The sequence below is a fragment of the Deinococcus sp. QL22 genome, assembly GCF_023370075.1.
Taxonomy (GTDB): domain Bacteria; phylum Deinococcota; class Deinococci; order Deinococcales; family Deinococcaceae; genus Deinococcus.
In genome coordinates, this window is sequence record NZ_CP097153.1 from 235443 (window position 1) to 253000 (window position 17558).

At 55.2% G+C, this 17558-nt stretch carries 13 protein-coding genes; 4 read left to right on the top strand and 9 right to left on the bottom strand.

Going from position 1 to position 17558, the window contains the following annotated elements; all coding sequences use genetic code 11:
* Positions 1-8 precede the first annotated feature (8 nt).
* The 5 genes from M1R55_RS25805 to M1R55_RS25825 all read right to left on the bottom strand — a co-directional run bounded on the left by M1R55_RS25805 (position 9) and on the right by M1R55_RS25825 (position 6314).
* Positions 9-1094, bottom strand: coding sequence for a glycosyltransferase (locus M1R55_RS25805; protein ID WP_249395848.1), 1086 nt, complete (start codon positions 1092-1094; stop codon positions 9-11).
* Complete coding sequence (locus M1R55_RS25810) at positions 1091-2005, bottom strand: glycosyltransferase family 2 protein (RefSeq protein WP_249395849.1); 915 nt, start codon at positions 2003-2005, stop codon at positions 1091-1093. The genes M1R55_RS25805 and M1R55_RS25810 overlap by 4 nt, the downstream gene beginning before the upstream one ends.
* Positions 1992-3230 (bottom strand): O-antigen ligase, encoded by a 1239-nt coding sequence (locus M1R55_RS25815; RefSeq protein WP_249395850.1) that lies wholly within the window; start codon positions 3228-3230, stop codon positions 1992-1994. The genes M1R55_RS25810 and M1R55_RS25815 overlap by 14 nt, the downstream gene beginning before the upstream one ends.
* Entirely contained in the window at positions 3227-4639 is a 1413-nt protein-coding gene (locus M1R55_RS25820; protein WP_249395851.1) for a hypothetical protein, read from the bottom strand. The genes M1R55_RS25815 and M1R55_RS25820 overlap by 4 nt, the downstream gene beginning before the upstream one ends.
* A 61-nt stretch (positions 4640-4700) precedes the next feature.
* Positions 4701-6314, bottom strand: a complete 1614-nt coding sequence (locus M1R55_RS25825) for a polysaccharide biosynthesis tyrosine autokinase (protein ID WP_249395852.1) — start codon at positions 6312-6314, stop codon at positions 4701-4703.
* A gap of 513 nt (positions 6315-6827) precedes the next feature.
* Between M1R55_RS25825 and M1R55_RS25830 the strand changes: the two genes are divergently transcribed.
* The 4 genes from M1R55_RS25830 to M1R55_RS25850 all read left to right on the top strand — a co-directional run bounded on the left by M1R55_RS25830 (position 6828) and on the right by M1R55_RS25850 (position 11911).
* Positions 6828-7802 carry a transposase gene (locus M1R55_RS25830; protein ID WP_249395853.1) on the top strand — a complete coding sequence of 325 codons (975 nt, stop codon included), beginning with the start codon at positions 6828-6830 and terminating at the stop codon, positions 7800-7802.
* Positions 7803-8512: 710 nt separating this feature from the next.
* A complete protein-coding gene (locus tag M1R55_RS25840; protein WP_249393517.1) occupies positions 8513-8920 on the top strand; it encodes an IS110 family transposase in 408 nt (135 codons plus the stop codon).
* Positions 8921-9041: 121 nt separating this feature from the next.
* Positions 9042-9581 (top strand): PAS domain-containing protein, encoded by a 540-nt coding sequence (locus tag M1R55_RS25845; protein WP_249395855.1) that lies wholly within the window; start codon positions 9042-9044, stop codon positions 9579-9581.
* Positions 9503-11911, top strand: a complete 2409-nt coding sequence (locus tag M1R55_RS25850; protein ID WP_249395856.1) for an ATP-binding protein — start codon at positions 9503-9505, stop codon at positions 11909-11911. The genes M1R55_RS25845 and M1R55_RS25850 overlap by 79 nt, the downstream gene beginning before the upstream one ends.
* A gap of 40 nt (positions 11912-11951) precedes the next feature.
* Here M1R55_RS25850 and M1R55_RS25855 read toward each other — a convergent pair whose 3' ends face one another.
* The 4 genes from M1R55_RS25855 to kdpA all read right to left on the bottom strand — a co-directional run bounded on the left by M1R55_RS25855 (position 11952) and on the right by kdpA (position 17527).
* Entirely contained in the window at positions 11952-13064 is a 1113-nt protein-coding gene (locus M1R55_RS25855; RefSeq protein ID WP_249395857.1) for a universal stress protein, read from the bottom strand.
* A gap of 7 nt (positions 13065-13071) precedes the next feature.
* Positions 13072-13683 carry a potassium-transporting ATPase subunit KdpC gene (kdpC, locus tag M1R55_RS25860; RefSeq protein ID WP_249395858.1) on the bottom strand — a complete coding sequence of 204 codons (612 nt, stop codon included), beginning with the start codon at positions 13681-13683 and terminating at the stop codon, positions 13072-13074.
* A gap of 77 nt (positions 13684-13760) precedes the next feature.
* On the bottom strand, positions 13761-15824 hold the full coding sequence (kdpB, locus tag M1R55_RS25865) for a potassium-transporting ATPase subunit KdpB (RefSeq protein ID WP_249395859.1): 2064 nt from the start codon (positions 15822-15824) through the stop codon (positions 13761-13763).
* Positions 15821-17527: a potassium-transporting ATPase subunit KdpA gene (kdpA, locus tag M1R55_RS25870; protein ID WP_249395860.1), complete on the bottom strand. Its 1707-nt coding sequence runs from the start codon at positions 17525-17527 to the stop codon at positions 15821-15823. The genes kdpB and kdpA overlap by 4 nt, the downstream gene beginning before the upstream one ends.
* Between the last annotated feature and the right edge of the window lie 31 nt (positions 17528-17558).

Consider the following 17558-nt stretch of genomic DNA (forward strand, 5'->3'; position numbering starts at 1 on the left):
CCAATCCACTAATCAATATCAGTGTCATGAGTGAATCTTTTGTAAACACGCATATATGCGGCCGCTGTAGCACGGATATCAAATGCTTGAGCGCGCACATAACAGTTATCGGCAACCGTTTTTCTAAAAGAGTCGTTACCCATAGAATTTATCGCGTCTGCCAGTGCCAACTCATCCCTAGGTGTAAAAAGTGTTCCTGCTCCTCCCACAACTTCACGTAGACCAGAAACGTCAGAAGCTATCGTGGGTAATCCGACAGCCATAGCCTCTAAAGCAGCTAAGCCAAACCCCTCCCAGTGCGAAGACTGAACATACACGTCGGCGGCTGCGAGTAGGGCGGGAACATCCGAGCGATTTCCTAAAAAAACCACACGCGAAGTAAGCCCTAATCTACTTACAAGGGTCTCCAAAATCGCGCGACGTGTCCCTTCTCCCACTAAGAGAAGCTTCACCTGAGGGCAGAATACAATGGCACGAATAAGTGTGTCATGGTCTTTTTGAGGCTCTAAACGCGCCACAGAGATTACAGTAAGAAAACCACTACGATCATTACTTATCTTAGAGTACTTATTAATATAGTCATCAATTCTTATCCCGTTTAGTATAACTTCTAATTTGTTTGATGTTAATGGAAGCCAATTTTTTAGACTCTCCGCAGTCCCATCACTAATACAAATTATTTTTTTGTAAGGCAAATATATTAAATAGTCTGAAATTCTATAGATGAACGTATTACGACGTCTATTTGAAGTGTTATGCTCAGTTGTTATGTATAGAGCCCTAGTTGACTTGAAAATATATGCAAAAAAACAAGACACTTGGGATGGAGTAAGGTGTGAATGAACAACATCGAAATTCTTGTTTCTTAAGTATTTTACTAAAAATGCTATCGCACTTATGCTGTAAAACTCTGAAATGTTCGAACAATTTAGGGTAGCCAGTTTAGAAACCCTTTCCTCCAAATTATTATTAAGTCTCTTTGATATCAGTACTGTTACTTCTGCACCAAGATCAATCTGCTCTTCAATTATATCTACTAGCATTTTTTCTGCGCCGCCGGTTTTCAGTTCCGGAATAATATGCAAAATTCTCATCTTTCCGCCCTTCTATACGCGGTAAAAAGAATAGTGAACAATTTCAACGGAACAATAGACAAAATCCGCAAAATGCTAAATACTGGTGGGGATGCTGTACGTCTTAAATCTACCATTGATCGGTGCATTGAGTCTTCGTCACCAGATAGTTTTGCATAGACAAATACAGCCAATAAGCGAGAATGGAACATCTTCGGATTTTGTATCTCCATCTTGCTGCCAAAAATGCTCAGTGTTTGAATTGCCAATGCCAGATGCTGTTTCGAATGTCTTATCTGACTTATTACTGACGTAAGTCGAAGTGTGGCATCATCATTTACTAATCCTATCGTATCATACCAAGTTGGAATTCCATAATCATCTGCAATGTGCCACCAAAGTAGGTTTTCACCCCCAATTCTATTATCAGGATAAGAGAGTTCAAGGTCTTTAAACTGCTTAACGTTTATTAGGGGCTGAAAATCGCCTGTTATTGCTCCAGACCAATAATCTTCTAATTTCACCAATTTAAAGCGTTCAAAATTAGTCAGACGACCATTTGAGTGTGCGAATTGTACTACGGGGAAGCGATCTAAATTAGTAATATCAGAAAGACGCCTATATACAACCGAAGTACAGTCGACGACTAATTCATCATCATCATCCAAAATAAGAACGAAATTACCCGATGCTGCCATTATTCCTAAATTACGTGCAGGCCCAGGTCCACCGTTCTCGCTCTGCTTTAAGAGTTTTACTTCAGGATAATACTTTCTTATATTCGAGGTCTCATCTGTGGAACAATCATCTACTACTATAACCTCGTAGACGGGTATAACTTGTCGTCTAACTGAGTTTAAGGCCCGTTTGAGTAAATCGAAACGGTTGTAAGTTGCTATTACCACAGTGATTTGCAGATCATACGTCCTCATGAGCATCCTCCGAACCACCTAAAACTCTAGTACAAGCTATAGCTAATAGATATGCTGACCAGTCTGACCACTCAGTACTAAACGGGTGAAACAAGTTCGTTATAGGCATAATGATAAGCAGAAACGATAAATTGTACGCCTGGGCGCCATGAAACACACTCTTCGTCTGCATAGCGGCACGTATATAAAGACGCGATTGAAAAACTCCATAAGTCATTAATAACAACAGCGCTAGCACAGCTAAAATGCCTGCGTCACTCCAAATTTGAAGATAAGCATTATGAATTGTGATTGATTCACCATTAACTATAGTCGAGGTGTTGCCCATACCAATACCTACTATCGGATGTTGTGTTATTTCTTCCTGCACTCGCGTAAGCATGTCGTAACGAATATTATCAGCCTTCGCTAAACCACCCTCCCCGCTCAACACTTCTAGAATTGTCTTATAAATTCTTGACTCTTGAATGGGTTTATAATTGACAGCAAAGATTGAACTGATTGAAATCGTCATAAACACCACAAGAAGCCTTAGTGTTGCAAAGGTTCCACCTTTTGAAAGATATTCAATAATCATTATAAATATGATATATACCAAAGCAACACCTAATAAAATAAACGCAGTTCGGGATCCATCCATATACATAACAAACAGACATAATACAGTCGTTAGAGAATAGCCAATCTTATTTTTTGATTTAATCATTCCATAAATACCAAAAACAATCATGAATAATCCAACTTTGTACAGCGAACCTGGATAGTTGAATAATGTTCCCCATCTTCCATCTCCAGTGAGAATACGTGCTGCCCACGAGAGACCAAGTATTCCAAACAAAAGAAATAGCGAATTTAGCACTAGGCTAGCAGTCAAAATACTTTTAAAATTTACTATGGACAGAAAATTCGATATAATATAAATTGAGATGAAGATTATGGCAACTTTGTATGTTTGAATAACATTTTCGATCGAAGGAACAATTAAAAAATTTATTGCCATTGCAAGAGGTATAAGCATTAGAACAAATAGATCTCGCCTATCAATTTTAAAGGCTGTGTTTCTTATGCATATCAATAATAACAAACCCACAAAGGCTATTACCCAGTGAATGTATGGCCACACTGTCACTTTTAAATCTGCCTGAAAGAATAGGAAAATGCAAAGGAAAACCACTGCATTTGAATGGCTGCTTTTGTTTTTGGGAAGCCTCAAAAAATATTTCATACTAAGTTCCGACGAAATAGTTTAATCGCTACACAAAACGCCGCAAAACCTAAGACCGCATATAGTGATAGTGCCATATAGGATTCACTAGGTAAACTTATCAAGCTGTATATTGTAACAAGGAGTAAAGAGGCTTTGAGAAGATATATCTGCCAGTGACCTCTCTGAGCAAATTCATCCAATATGAAGGCGTAGAAGGACTGACTAATAACCCATGCCCACCCAATACTAAGAACTCCAATGTGGTCTTTAAAAGCAAAATATACTCCCAACAACAACACAAGAGATAGGACGCACACGATATTTAACCTGACAAAGTCAGTACGAGACTGTAGAACTTCATATGCTAGATTAGCATGAGCATTTAAAGATACACCCAAAACCAGAAGCTTAATCATGCTAATAATTTGATAATCGGAAATCCCTATTGAAGGCAGGATTTGATTGCCATATACAATTACAACAATAGCTATAGATAAATAAAGCATCCAACTTAGCAACATTTGCATGGGTAGTAAACGCTTAATTTGCTGACGACCCTCATTTGAATTATTTAATTTTACCAATCTCGGAAAAACTACTAAGCCAAGACCATTTGAAAAAAACCATATGCGATTTGCTATGTCAAACGCGCTGCGATAAACGCCCAGTCCTACCAAACCAAATGTACTTCCAACACTGAATGAACTTGACAAAATAACCATTGTCTGAAGTAGTTGAGGAATAGAATAATTGAATGATTGCACCGCAAATACCCTCAAAGGTACATATGAAAAAACAGGCTTCCAATTGTAGTGTTCTATTTTCCCTAAAATTAACCTTGCGATCACTATATCAATAATTTTCCTCATGCTTACAGCAATTATAAGAAGAAGTGGATCTTTAAATATAAAGAGCGCCAAGAACATTACTGAATATTTTAACAATCCAGAAATATTGTTATAGGTAGCAAGTAGGCTAAATTTTTCTCTGGCAACAGCTGTAGAAATATAAATATTACATGGAATCGACAAGATATATTCAAATATAGCAATATAAGTTATGACACCAAGCACATCTACATATTCTATAGTGCCAAAAACAAGTTTTGGAACTACAAGCGCAATAATAGGAGATATAAGAACAATAAAAGCGACTATAATTGAATATAAAGCTATGACTAGGCTTACAACATTTTGCCCGACATCAACGCTTTCACATGTCGCCAAATTTCTAGAAAGATTCCTGCCAATACCAAGATCAATTAACGCAATTGCCGAAAGAATCGTTGTATAAAGAGCAAAAACACCAAATCCCTCCAAACCCAACTTCCGAAGTGCAATAGGAACAAAGATTACCCCAAGCACTCCAAGAAATATATTGGATCCATATGTGATCATTAAATTGACACCAAAGTTCTTAGAATTCATCTTTTATCCCTAACTCAAACGAAGCGTTATTAAGCACACCAACTTAAACTATACAGCGTGATTACTTGCGAGCTGAATAAGCATACGAATATCCATAGCTCTTATCTTCCCGCGCATCTGATTTATTGATAACGCAACCCATAATCTTCAGGCCGCCGCGTTCCGCACGGCGTAACGCTGCCCGAACCGACTGCGCTGGGGTTCGACCATACTCACAGATCATCAGCACAGCGTCGGCATGCTCGCCCAAGACTAAGCTGTCAGCCAAGGCCAGCAGCGGCGCACTATCGATCAGGATCAAATCGTAGCTTTGACGCCAGTGAGCCAGCGCCTTGCCCAAATCCGCTTGATTAAGCAAGGAAAGACTGTCATGCATGCTTGGCCCAGCAGGCAGCATGTCTACATTCTCTTCAACCTGCAAGACCTGTACGTTCTCAGGATTCTGGAAGGCTTCGCGGGTGCTGCGTGCCCCGCCTGTACCCACCAGTTGATGCCATTGCCCAGCCTCATTGAATTTTTCCCAGACTACTTCTTGGGTGCCCCGGCGCAAATCAGCATCAATGATCAGCACCCGCTGTCCACTGGAGGCAAAACCGTCGGCAAGAGTGGCGGTGAGGCTGCTTTTGCCTTCGCCAGGAGCGGTGCTGGTAACCATCAAAATCGGGTGCTGCTTCCCTTGCAAGGCCGTCAAGACATTGACCCGCAAGAAGCCGATGGCCTCGTAGAGTCCGGCCTGACGAGCCGCACGCACGATGCCGTTGAGCAGGATGTCGCGTTGGCGCAGGCGCGGAACCACCGCTAGCGTCGGGAGATTGAGGCTAAGCAGATCGTCTTCGTTGCGAATGGTACGGTCAAGTACCGTGATCAGGGCAACGATGCCTGCAGACAACAGGAGACCCAGCAGACCAGCCAACACAGCGTTCCGGAGGGGTTTGGGCGATTGAGGTTCGCGGGGCGGCACAGCGTCCGACAAGCGGCTCAGCACGCCTACAGCAGACTCTTCCAGAATGATCACATTGGCCAAACTCGACTGCAAGTTGGCGCGGCGAGCAATCAACGTCTGACGCTCCAGGTTAGAGAGGGTATTTTGCTCTATCAGTTGCTCATCCACCTGCCCCAATTGGGCGCGGAAGCCCGCTGCTGCACGGCGAATGTTTTCCTTGGCTCGGTCACCGTCCCAATTGCGGAGGGCCTGACTGGCAAGATTGGCGAGGCTGGTGGCCGCCTCGGGAGTCCGTGCTTTGGCGTTCAGTGTATAAATCCCGTTGCCACCGCTGAACTGATCAATTCTGGAGACCAAGGTGACGGTCTTGAGTCGCTGCTCGCTGAGTTCCAAATTCAGGTTTTGGGTGATCCGCGATTTTTCCTCGGCAGACACGCCCTCTTGGGTGCTAAAGGCGGTGATCAGAGGCACAATGACTTGGGTGCTCTGTAACGCCTGCTGCACTGCGCCCTCTGGCAGCGGCGGGGCTTTGACGGTTGCTCCACTAAAAACGGGGTCACTCGTGGCACTGTTGGCTGAAATAAGGGTAGCACTGGCGACATAGACCGGAGCCTGAGCGCGTGACCAAAAGTAAACGCCCAACGCCAGCAACAAGGCCGTGCCTAAAATCCAAAATAAACGCCGTTGAATCCCCCGCCACAATGCGCTGAGATCGATTTCTTGCTCGGTCATAATGTCACCCCTAAAATCTTGGAGGCAGGCAGTTCCTCCCCGAAATTGGGGGTAACGCTCCGAAGATAAAACTGAATCGTTTGACTTTGTCGTTTTGATCCCTGCACCGTCATCTGCGAGATGATACCCCATAAGGTGACCCCTTCAGAACCTCATATCGTCACGACTCTCAACGCCCGCGTTTTGGGAATGATTGACCGCTGAAATTCGCCAATTTATTACGGCTTCCATATGATTTTCAAAATCGGTATTTTTCAACTCGCTCGGCTTGGATTAAAAGCCAACAGATACGGTTTTCGTTGATGTCCCTCTAGGAGAAAAACCTCAAAGCCGGGTCGTTCCCGGTCAGACAGGCATAGCCCTCAGTACCCGACACTTTCCCGAGGGCCTTGAAAAAGTTCGGCTGACACGCGAGAACAGAACGCGTCCCCCGATATCCTCGCCAAGCTGATCCGCTGCTTCACCGCGCACTTCCCAGAGTTCCGCAAGAATCAGGTCGAGTTGCTCTCCCTCATGGTTCTCGCTCTCCTTGGGGGAAAGGACGTCCGGCATGCTGAACTCGCGGCGCGCTTCCCCGGAAGCGCGCACACCGCCTCCGTCATCCGGCGTGTGGAGCGCTTCTTTGACCGTCATCCCATCCAACCGGCCGACGTCGCCCGGGTCGTCCTGACCCTCCTTCCCGCCGCGCAGCCACGCGAATTCATCCTTGACCGGACAAACTGGAAGTACGGACAGACGGACGTGAACGTCTTGCTGCTGGCCGTCATCTGGCGGGGCGTTGCCATCCCCCTGCTCTACAGGGGGGGCAGCAACACGGAGATCCGGCACACCCTCATGGACGATGCCCTCTGCCTGCTGTCCGCAGCGGACATCCGGGTTTTGTATGCCGACCGCGAATTCGTCGGCTACGACTGGATTCAGGGACGAGCTCACCGTGGGATTCCCATTGGCGTGCGGTTGCGGCGCGACACACTCCTGGACGACTGGACAGCGCAGGACTGGCTGAGTCGCTTGCAGACCGGCCATGCCGGTCTGCTGGTCGAGGATACGGTGGTCTGCGGGCAACCGATGAACGTTGTCCTGACGTACACGCGAGACGGCGAGGCGCTGATCATTGCCAGTAACGTCGGAGCGGTGACGACGATCCAGACGCGATATCAGCGGAGATTCTTGATTGAATGTCTCTTCAGGGCGCTGAAAAGCAAGGGCTTCCAACTGGAGGGAACACCTATGACGCTCCACGATCACGTGGAGCGCCTGCTGTGCCTGTTGACGCTGACCTACACGTGGTGCGTGCTCGTCGGGATCACTCTGGAATGTCCGAAAAAGGCACATGGTCGCCGGGCATGGAGCGTGGTGAAGATGGGTTTGCGGGAACTGGTGCGGTCGTTCAGCCGGGAGTCAGCACGCCTGTGCGACTTGATTGACCTGTTGATGCCGTCCCACACGAACTCCCCGGAAAATGTCTGTATGTCAAAAATAAGGTGAGGAGAGAGCGTCGCCCTGAAACTGTCTGCGCTCGTCGCTTGTACCCGAATTGCGCGTTCTCTTTCTCAACGGCACGACACCGCTGCTCTTCGCTTGATACCAGGCTGCCTGCGGGCCCAATCCAGAACAGACCTGCGCGGGTGGGGGTGAAACGCCGAACTCTGTTGGAGGACACCATGATCATTCTTGGACTTGATCCCCACCCCACGACCCATACGGCCGTCGCTCTCGACTCTCGGGGCGTCGTTTTGGACAGCCTGAGCGTCCAGAACGACACCGACGGCCTGAATCAGTTGTGTGCTTGGTCTGCTCGTTTCGAAGAGCATTGCTGGGCCATTGAAGGTGCAGGCAACCGGTATGTCGCTCCCTGTTGGCCCTGCTCTTTGCCAATGATCAGTCGGTGTATCACATCCATCCCAGCCTGACCAGCCAATACCGTGCGCGTCGCGGCAAGAAAAGAACGACCTAGTCGACGCCGAGAACGTCGCCCGGGTGCTGCTGGCCAACCCACAGCTCCCGCCCTACCAGCTCAGCACGCAGCGCACCCGCTTGCAGGAATTGTCCCGCACGCGGGACAAGCTCGCTCAGCAGCGTAAAGCCAACCAGATGAGCTCGAAGCGCTCCCAGACACGACGACGGACTCGCTGAGCACCGCCCTGCAGGCGGTACTGACCTCTCTCGAAGCAGCGTTGAAAGAGTTGGAACACGCCATGGCGACCCTGGTCGCTCAGGTGGCCCCCACCCTGTTGACGTTGCAGGGGATCGGCGTCGTGCTGGCCGGCACTGTGCTCGCCGAAGTCGGTGACATCAAGCGGTTTGAGGATGTCCATCATTTCGCCAGTTATTGCGGCGCTGCCCCAGTTGAACGGGGGAGTGGGAAGAACACGCGTTGGTGCGTGAGTGTCGGTGGCAACCGACAGCTCAACAGGGTGCTCCATCTGATGGCCTTGACCCGGCTGCGCTGTGATGAACGCACCAAAACATTCGTGACCAGGAAAGAACAAGAGGGAAAAACGAAACGAGCGGCACTTCGAGCACTCAAGACCCACCTAGCCCGCGAGCTGTACCGAACCTTGCAGGCGCGTCACATGGGCGGCCCCATCCCAGCCCATTCATAGGATCTTTTTGGGTCTTTTCTCCGCCAACTTGACATACCAGGTTCGGGTACTGAGGGCATAGCCGGTGGCTTGCACTCCTATTCAGACCAATCCCCCGTGGGCCCAAGCGGTAGTGTGCGGCATGTTCCCCCTTCCCTCCAGTGAGGTGCGCTCCCTCACAGACGCCTTCCCTCAGCTGTGGTGTACCACCGATTTGCAAGGACGTACTCTCTGGGGCAACCGGGCGTGGCATGCCCATACGTCTCTTGTCATGGGGACTGACTTGGCCGATCTGGTGTTGCCAGACGATCAGAACCGCGTTAAGGCGCTGTTTGCCTCCGCGCAGGAGAGCTTCTGCCTAGACCTCCCCCTGCGCGACGCTGCGGGCCAAGCCCACTGGTTCCGCCTCTCTGGTCAGCGGCAGGCGGCGGCGCAGGACAGGCCAGCCACCTGGGTCGTCACTGGGGTCAACATCCATGACCTTAAAGAAGACCAGCACCAGCGCACGGTCTTGCAAGATCTGGTCGATGCCAGTCCAAACTGCATCAAGGTGCTGAGTCTCGACGCCCGCCTGCTCTCCATGAACGAGGGGGGCAAGCGACCATGGAAATTGACGATTTCGACGTGTGCCGGCAACTGTTGTGGCCCACGTTCTGGACAGGAGAGGCCCGCACACAAGTAGAAGAGGCCCTCGACCGGGCGCGGCAAGGATTACGCACCTCCTTCGAAGCCCGCACCGCCACGTTTAAGGGCACTCTCAAATGGTGGGAAGTCAGTGTGGCCCCCGTGTACGACGCGCAGGGACGCCTGCACCAGATCAGCGCGGTGTCGCGCGACATCACGCCCCGCAGAAACGCACAGGACGCGGTGACGGCACTGGACGCCTTTGTGGCGTTCACGGAGGCCGTGGGCACCGAAACCGACCGGCTCACGCTGATCGCTCAGGCCATGCGGGTGCTGCGGACAAGCCTAGGCCCGGTCAGTGCGGCCTATTACGAGCTGGAGGGCGCGTGGTGGAAAGCTCAGCTGTGGTCGGAGGACATCGCCCCCGAGATCGTCGCGCAAATCCAGAGCGGCGTGCCACAGGACGCACCAAACTTTGCGGCGGCCACTCAGGCGCAGCGCATCACCTTGGTAGACGGCTGGCACGCCGAGCATGAACACGTTTCGCACGCGGCCCAGTACGGCGCAGTGGCGCTGCTGCCCACCCGCGCTCAGGGTCAAGGCACGGCCCTACTGACGGTGGGCACCGCTCAGGCGCACGCCTGGACAGAACGGGAACAGGCCATTATCCGGGCGGTGGGCCACAGTTTAGACCTTGCGCTGGAGCGTGCCCAGCAAGCCGAGCAACTGAACGTACAACACGCGCTTCTGGACGCCCGTACTCAAGCCCTGGAGGGATTTGCAGCGCTCCTTCAAGACCTCGCGCTCGAAACCGACCCCTACGCCCTGATTCGCTGCGCCCAAGAGATGGTCATGTCGCTGCTGCCAGATGGCAACGCCCTGTATTTTGAGCGCGAAGAGGGGTTGTGGCGCAGCAAAGTACAGACCGGCGTGTTGGGTGAAGGCGTGAACCAAGCCGCTGCTGTGCAGGCGCAGGCCCTCGTGGACGCAGGCATTCCATATGACGTGCCGGAGAGTCTGACCGTCCCGTGGAAAACGCAGCAGCCTTACTACCACGCCAAACACAACCAAACTCAGGGCAACCAGGCCGATTTTCCCGACGCCGCTTCGGTGCAGCACGTCAATACGGTGGCCAGCCTGCCCGTGACCGTACAGGGCACCACACTCGGCATTCTGACCTTCGTGGTGTTTACCCCTCACCCCTGGACACCGACAGACAAGGCGGTGATGGAGACGGTGGTGCACAGCCTCGGGCTGGCCCTGGAGCGGGCGCAGGGCATCCGAGACCTCGCCCGCGTGTCGCGCTTCAACGAACTGATCCTCAACAGCGTCGGTGAAGGATTAACGGGTGTGGATTTGCAGGGCCGCACGACCTTTGCCAATCCAGCGGCCCTGCATCTGCTGGGCTACGTGGCAGCCGACTTTATCGGTCAGCCTCAGCATCCCCTGATTCACCACACCCGCGCGGACGGTACCCCCTATCCACGGGACACGTGCCCTGTGTACGCGGCGTTTACCGAGGGGCAGGCCCAAGCGGTGCAGGGCGAGGTGTTCTGGCGTCCAGACGGCACCTCTTTTCCCGTGGAGTACACCAGCACCCCCATTCGCAATCAGGCGGGCGCCGTCGAGGGCGCGGTGTTGGCCTTCCGGGATATCACGCAGCGGCAGCAAGCCGAAACCGCCCTGCGGCGCACCAACGAGGAATTGCGGCGCAGCAATGCGGAATTGGAGCAATTCGCGTATATCGCCTCGCATGATTTGCAGGCCCCAATCCGGGCGGTGGCCAGTTTCGCGGGCATTCTTGACCGCAAGTACGGACCGCAGCTTGATGACCGGGGCAAACTCTATCTCCGGCACATCATGGAGAGCGGCGATCACATGAAACAGTTGGTCGATGATCTGTTGGCCTTTTCCCGCGTTCATACGGAGCGGCGGGAGCCTCAGCCCACCGACGCCAATACCGTCTTCGATCAAGTCGCCTATCGCCTCCAGACCGACTCTCCCGAAGCCGCCCTGACCCGCGACACCTTGCCAGTGGTGTTGGCCGACCCCCATCAACTCGATCAGCTTCTCCAAAACCTCATTTCGAATGGCCTGAAGTACCACCGGGACGGAACCGAACCACAGGTACACGTCTCTGTCCAGCAAGATGGACTGAGCTGGCGCTTTGCGGTGCAGGACAACGGCATCGGAATAGAGGCGCAGTACTTTGAGCGCATCTTTGAGATTTTTCAGCGCCCGCATGGCCGCGACACCTATCAAGGCACCGGGATCGGGTTGGCCGTCTGTAAAAAGATCGTGGAGCGCCACGGAGGTCGGTTGTGGCTGGAGAGCACGCCCGGAGCAGGCAGCACCTTCTTCTTTACGTTGCCCGGCGCGGCACTCTGACCGTCTTCTCCCAAGGACAACACGGATAGACATTCATCTCCTACTCCCGCGTAATCACGTACACATCCACGTTTTTCGTGTCGTGCAGCACGGTTTTGATGATGTCTCCGTACAGAAATTCGGCGAGGCGGCTGCGACTGGTTTCGCCCATGACGACCTGGGTGGCGTGAACGGATTCCACGTAGCGGACGAGGGTCTGGGCCACGCTGCCCGCCGGAGCCAGCACCTCGAATTGGCCGCCCAGGGCGTGCGTAATGGCCCGGAAGGTGTCCAGCAACTGCGACTGCGGACGGCTCAGGCGAGTGGGGCGCACACTGACCACATGCAGATCGGCGTGCAGTCGGGCCGCCAATTGCCCACCCCGGCGAATCAGGCGAGCAGCAGTTTCTTCGGCAGCCACCGCCACCACCACAATTTCCTGCACGCCCGGTTGCCCTTCCGGTGCGCCGAGTTCCACCACGTTCGCCACCTGCCGCAGCGCGATTTCACGCAGGGCGGTCAGGTTCGCACCCGTAAAAAAGTTGCCCAGCGCCTGCTCTACTTTTTCGGGGCCATACACCTTTCCGGCCTTCAGGCGGGCACGCAGGTCATCGGGCGTCAGGTCGATCAACACGAGTTCGTCGGCGTCGCTGAGCACATGATCCGGCACGCGCTCGCGCACCCGCACCCCGGTCAGGCGGGCCACCGTATCGTTGAGGCTCTCCAGGTGCTGCACGTTCATGGTCGAGAGGACATGAATTCCGGCGTCCAGCAGGGCGTTCACATCCTGCCAGCGTTTGTCGCGGGCACTGCCGGGGGCGTTGGTGTGGGCCAATTCATCGACCAAGACCACGAAGGGACGGCGGGCCAGCAGACTGTCTACATCCAGTTCGGTCAGGGTCACGGAACCGCGCAGCACGGCGCGGCGCGGAAACAACGGCAAGCCTTCTGCCGCCGCGATGGTTCCGGCCCGGCCATGCGTTTCCAGCACGCCGATCAGGGCGTCTTCACCGCGCTCCAGCCGCTCGCGCAACTCATTCAGCGCCCGGTAGGTTTTGCCCACGCCCGCCGCCATGCCCACAAAAATCTTGTGAACGCCGCGCGTTGGGGCCAGAGCTTCGGCCTCGTGGGGACGGCTGAGGCTCAGGCGTTCGGGCGTGCGCTCATCGGTCATCTGACCTCTATTGTCCGGCGTCCAGAGCGAGATTGAGCCGCAAGACATTCACACCCGGTTGCCCCAATCCCAGCACGCTGTTTTGGGTATTGGCGGCGATGAGTTCGCGTACACGGTTGGCAGGCAGACCGCGCACCCGTGCCACCCGCGCCACCTGAATTGCAGCTCCCGCAGGAGAAATATGGGGATCGAGGCCGCCCCCGCTGGCCGTGACCAGATCGACGGGAATCTGGCTGGCAGGCACGCCTTCACGGGCGGCGATGGCCGCAGACGTGGCCGCCACACGCCCATGCAGGGCCGGGTTACTGGGGGCCAGATTGCTGCCCGACGCGTTCACGGGGTCGTATCCCGCACCCGCCGCACTGGGACGGCCAATGAAATATTGATCGCCTGAGAAGGTCTGGCCCACCAGCGCGGAACCGACGACTTTCCCATTCTGCGAGATCAGGCTGCCGTTGGCCTGTGCCGGAAAGAGCGTGCCCGCCGTGAGGGTCGTGACCAACGGATAGGCCAGCCCGCAGGCCACCATCCAAAAGAGCGAGAAGCGCAGCCAGGACAGGGGGCCGGGTTGGGGCAAGTTGGGTGTTTCAGTGGATTGGATGGGGTCAGAAGTCGTCATGATGTCAGTCCTTTAAGACGTCGAGCGGAGAACATTTAGAGCGGAGAGCCAAGCATCTGGAGGCGTTTACAGACGGCTTAAACGCCGATCACACCCAACAGCAGATCGATCAATTTGATGCCGATAAACGGAATAACCAGGCCGCCCAGTCCGTACACCAGCAGGTTGCGGGTCAGCAGGGCGTCGGCGCTGCCGGGGGTGTAGCGCACGCCGCGCAGGGCGATGGGAATCAGGGCCGGAATCACGAGGGCGTTGAAGATGACCGCACTCAGAATGGCGCTCTGCGGACTGTTCAGGTTCATCACATTGAGGGGAGCCAGCACGGGCAACTGCGCGGCGAACAGGGCGGGCAGGATCGCAAAATACTTGGCGACATCGTTGGCGATAGAGAAGGTGGTCAGAGCGCCGCGCGTCATCAGCAGGCCCTTGCCGATCTCCACGACCTCGATCAGCTTGGTGGGGTCGGAATCCAGATCGATCATGTTGGCCGCTTCTTTGGCCGCCTGCGTGCCGCTCTGCATCGCCAGCCCCACATCGGCCTGGGCCAGCGCGGGCGCGTCGTTGGTGCCGTCGCCCATCATGGCCACCAGCTTGCCCGCCGCCTGTTCTTCCTTGATCATCCGCATCTTGTCTTCGGGCGTGGCCTCGGCCAGAAAGCCGTCCACGCCAGCTTCGCGGGCAATGGCTTCGGCGGTCAGGGGGTTGTCGCCGGTAATCATGACCGTTCGCAGGCCCATGCGCCGCAACTGCTCGAAGCGTTCGCGCATACCGGGTTTGACGATGTCCGAGAGGGCCACCACGCCCAGAATCTGGGTGCCGCTCAGCACCACCAATGGCGTGCCACCTGCACGGGAAACCTCATCCACGATGCTCTGAAGTTCGGGCGGAATGTGGCCGCCACGCTCGCCTGCCAGCCGGGACACGGCGCTGCCCGCGCCCTTGCGGATGCTGATGGCTCCGGCATCTACCCCGCTCATGCGCGTCTGGGCCGAGAATTCTATCCACTCGGCACCTTCGGGGGCGGTTGGCGTGACGCCCTGCGTGACCGCCAATGCCACGATGCTTTTGCCTTCGGGCGTGGGGTCAGACAGCGACGCCAGCGCGGCGGCGTGGGCCAATTCTGCCTCGGTCACTCCCGGCAGCGGCGCAAACCGGGTGGCCTGACGGTCTCCGATGGTGATGGTTCCAGTCTTGTCGAGCAGCAGAATATCCACGTCACCTGCCACTTCTACGGCCTTGCCACTTTTGGCGATCACGTTGGCTTGCAGTGCCCTGTCCATCCCCGCGATGCCGATGGCCGGAAGCAGGCCGCCGATGGTGGTGGGAATCAGGCACACCAAGAGGGCCACCAGCGTCACCACGTTCACCTCGACGCCCACAAAACGGGCCATCAGCGGCAGGGTGGCCACTACCAGTAGGAAAATCAGGGTCAGGGCCGCCAGCAAAATACTCAGCGCCAGTTCGTTGGGGGTTTTCTGGCGGCTGGCTCCCTCCACCAGCGCAATCATGCGGTCGAGGAAAGATTCGCCCGGCTGGCTGGTCACGCGCACCACGATCCGGTCAGACAAGACCCGCGTGCCGCCCGTCACGCCGCTGTGATCGGTTCCGGCCTCGCGGATCACGGGCGCACTTTCCCCGGTAATCGCGCTTTCGTCCACGCTCGCCAGCCCTTCGATGATCTCGCCGTCTCCGGCCACGATCTCGCCCGCCTCAATCACGATCAGGTCACCGCGAGTCAGGCGAGTGCTGGGCACGGTTTCTTCCTTGCCAGTCAATGTTCCACCGATCAGGCGACGGGCAGGCGTATCCTCACGGGCAGCCCGCAAACTGGCGGCCTGCGCCTTGCCACGTGCTTCGGCCAGACCCTCGGCAAAGTTGGCAAACAGCACGGTCAGCAGCAGCAGCACGGTGATGGCGGCCTCGTAGCCCCAACTCCTGCCCGTAGCAATGTTGGCAACAGTCAGATACAGAGTGAGCGCCGAGCCCACCAACACGACGAACATAACCGGATTGCGGGCCATAGAGCGCGGGTTGAGCTTCACGACGCTGGAGCGCAGGGCATTGCGTACCTGTTCGGGGGCAAACAGGGATTTCTTGGCTGGGGTCGGATTCGGAGCCGGAGTGTTAGGCAGGACGGTCATTTGGTGGCTCCAGTCGAGGAAACAGGGACAGAAACAGCGGGGGGAGTATTCAGGCTCAGTTGCTCGGCCACTGGCCCCAGCACCAGCGCGGGCGCAAAGTTCAGCAGTTGCAGCAGGAGCATGACGCTCAGCAGCATTCCGGCAAACACGGGGGTATCCACGCGCAGGGTGCCGCTGGTTTCAGGCGCGGCCTTTTTCTGGGCCAGATATCCGGCAATCGCCAATGGGCCAAGAATGGGCAGAAAGCGGGCCAGAATCAGCACGATGGCGCAGGTGATATTCCACCAGGGGGTGTTGTCACCCAGCCCCTCAAAACCGCTGCCGTTGTTAGCATAGGCGCTGTTGTACTCGTACAGCACCTGCGACAGGCCATGAAACCCGGGGTTGGAATGGCCCGTGATACTGGGCAGGGCCAGGGCCGCAGCCGTGAACCCCAGCACCAGCAACGGCTGAAGCAAGATGATCAGCGAGGCCAGTTTGATTTCGCGGGTCTCAATTTTGCGGCCAAACAGTTCGGGCGTGCGGCCCACCATCAGGCCTGCGATAAACACCGTCAGGATGACGAACACCAGCATATTGATCAGACCCACACCGATGCCGCCGTACACGTCGTTCAGGAACATGCCGAGTTGGGGAATCAGGCCACCCAGCGGTGTAAAGCTGTCCAGCATGCCGTTGACGCTCCCGTTGCTGGTCTGTGTGGTCAGGCTGGCCCATAGCGCGGTGGCGTCGGTGCCGAACCTCACCTCCTTGCCTTCCAGATTGCCGCCCGCTGCGGCCAGTCCAGAGAGGGCCGCGTTGGGTTGCCGCTCGGCCACTACTGCGCCGAAGGTCAGGGCCGCCGACATCACACTCATGACGGCGATCAGGGCCACCCCAAAGCGGCGGCGGCGCAGGAACAGGCCAGCGGCGACGACCAACGCTACCGGAAAGACGATGATGCTGACCATCTGAAACAGGTTGCTGAGCGGCGTGGGGTTTTCCAGCGGCACACTGCTGTTGGGGCCGTACCAGCCGCCGCCGTTGGTGCCAAGTTGCTTGATGGCGACCATCGCCGCCACCGGGCCGAGCGGGATGGTCTGGGTGGTCACGGCCTGTCCTTCCACCGTCTGCGCCTCAATGAGCGTGGCCGTTTTTGCGCCGCCGAAGGTGCTCGGCACACCCTGAGAGGTCAGCAGCAGCGCAAGTACGAAGGCAGCTGGAATAAGCAGTCCAATCGCCCGCGTCACGTCCAAAAAGTAATTGCCGACATTGGTTTCTCCCCGGAAGCCGCGCAGCACGGCAAACAGGGCCGCCATGCCCACCGCCGGGGTGATGAATTGCAGCGCCGTGATTCCGAGCATCTGAGACAGGTAGCTGAGGCCACTTTGCCCGCTGTAGTGCTGCTGGTTGGTGTTGGTGATAAAGCTGGCAGCGGTGTGCATCGCCGTATCCCAGCGCAGGTTGGGAATGCCGTCGGGGTTCAGGGGCAGGCCGCCCTGCAAGGTGTAGAGCAGGAAGGCGAACACGCCGAGCACGACATTGGTGCCCAACAACGCCATGCCATATTGCCGCCAGTTCATCGGACGCGAGGCATCCACTCCGCTCAAGCGCAACAGGCTAGAGGTAAAGCGGGAGGCAGGTGTAGAAAAAACCCGCGCGATCTGCGTGCCCAGCGGTACGGCCAGCGCAAAAGCCAACGCGTAGGTCAGGAAAATATCCATCTCAGAGCTTTTCCGGCATGGCGAGGGCGGC

Coding starts and splice junctions, on each gene's coding strand:
- M1R55_RS25825 (WP_249395852.1), bottom strand. CDS start 6,314: ATGACCGAGCAAGAAATCGATCTCAGCGCATTGTGGCGGGGGATTCAA.
- kdpB (WP_249395859.1), bottom strand. CDS start 15,824: ATGACCGTCCTGCCTAACACTCCGGCTCCGAATCCGACCCCAGCCAAG.
- M1R55_RS25810 (WP_249395849.1), bottom strand. CDS start 2,005: ATGAGGACGTATGATCTGCAAATCACTGTGGTAATAGCAACTTACAAC.
- M1R55_RS25840 (WP_249393517.1), top strand. CDS start 8,513: ATGGCGACCCTGGTCGCTCAGGTGGCCCCCACCCTGTTGACGTTGCAG.
- kdpC (WP_249395858.1), bottom strand. CDS start 13,683: ATGACGACTTCTGACCCCATCCAATCCACTGAAACACCCAACTTGCCC.
- M1R55_RS25830 (WP_249395853.1), top strand. CDS start 6,828: ATGGTTCTCGCTCTCCTTGGGGGAAAGGACGTCCGGCATGCTGAACTC.
- kdpA (WP_249395860.1), bottom strand. CDS start 17,527: ATGGATATTTTCCTGACCTACGCGTTGGCTTTTGCGCTGGCCGTACCG.
- M1R55_RS25850 (WP_249395856.1), top strand. CDS start 9,503: ATGGAAATTGACGATTTCGACGTGTGCCGGCAACTGTTGTGGCCCACG.
- M1R55_RS25845 (WP_249395855.1), top strand. CDS start 9,042: ATGTTCCCCCTTCCCTCCAGTGAGGTGCGCTCCCTCACAGACGCCTTC.
- M1R55_RS25855 (WP_249395857.1), bottom strand. CDS start 13,064: ATGACCGATGAGCGCACGCCCGAACGCCTGAGCCTCAGCCGTCCCCAC.
- M1R55_RS25815 (WP_249395850.1), bottom strand. CDS start 3,230: ATGAAATATTTTTTGAGGCTTCCCAAAAACAAAAGCAGCCATTCAAAT.
- M1R55_RS25820 (WP_249395851.1), bottom strand. CDS start 4,639: ATGAATTCTAAGAACTTTGGTGTCAATTTAATGATCACATATGGATCC.
- M1R55_RS25805 (WP_249395848.1), bottom strand. CDS start 1,094: ATGAGAATTTTGCATATTATTCCGGAACTGAAAACCGGCGGCGCAGAA.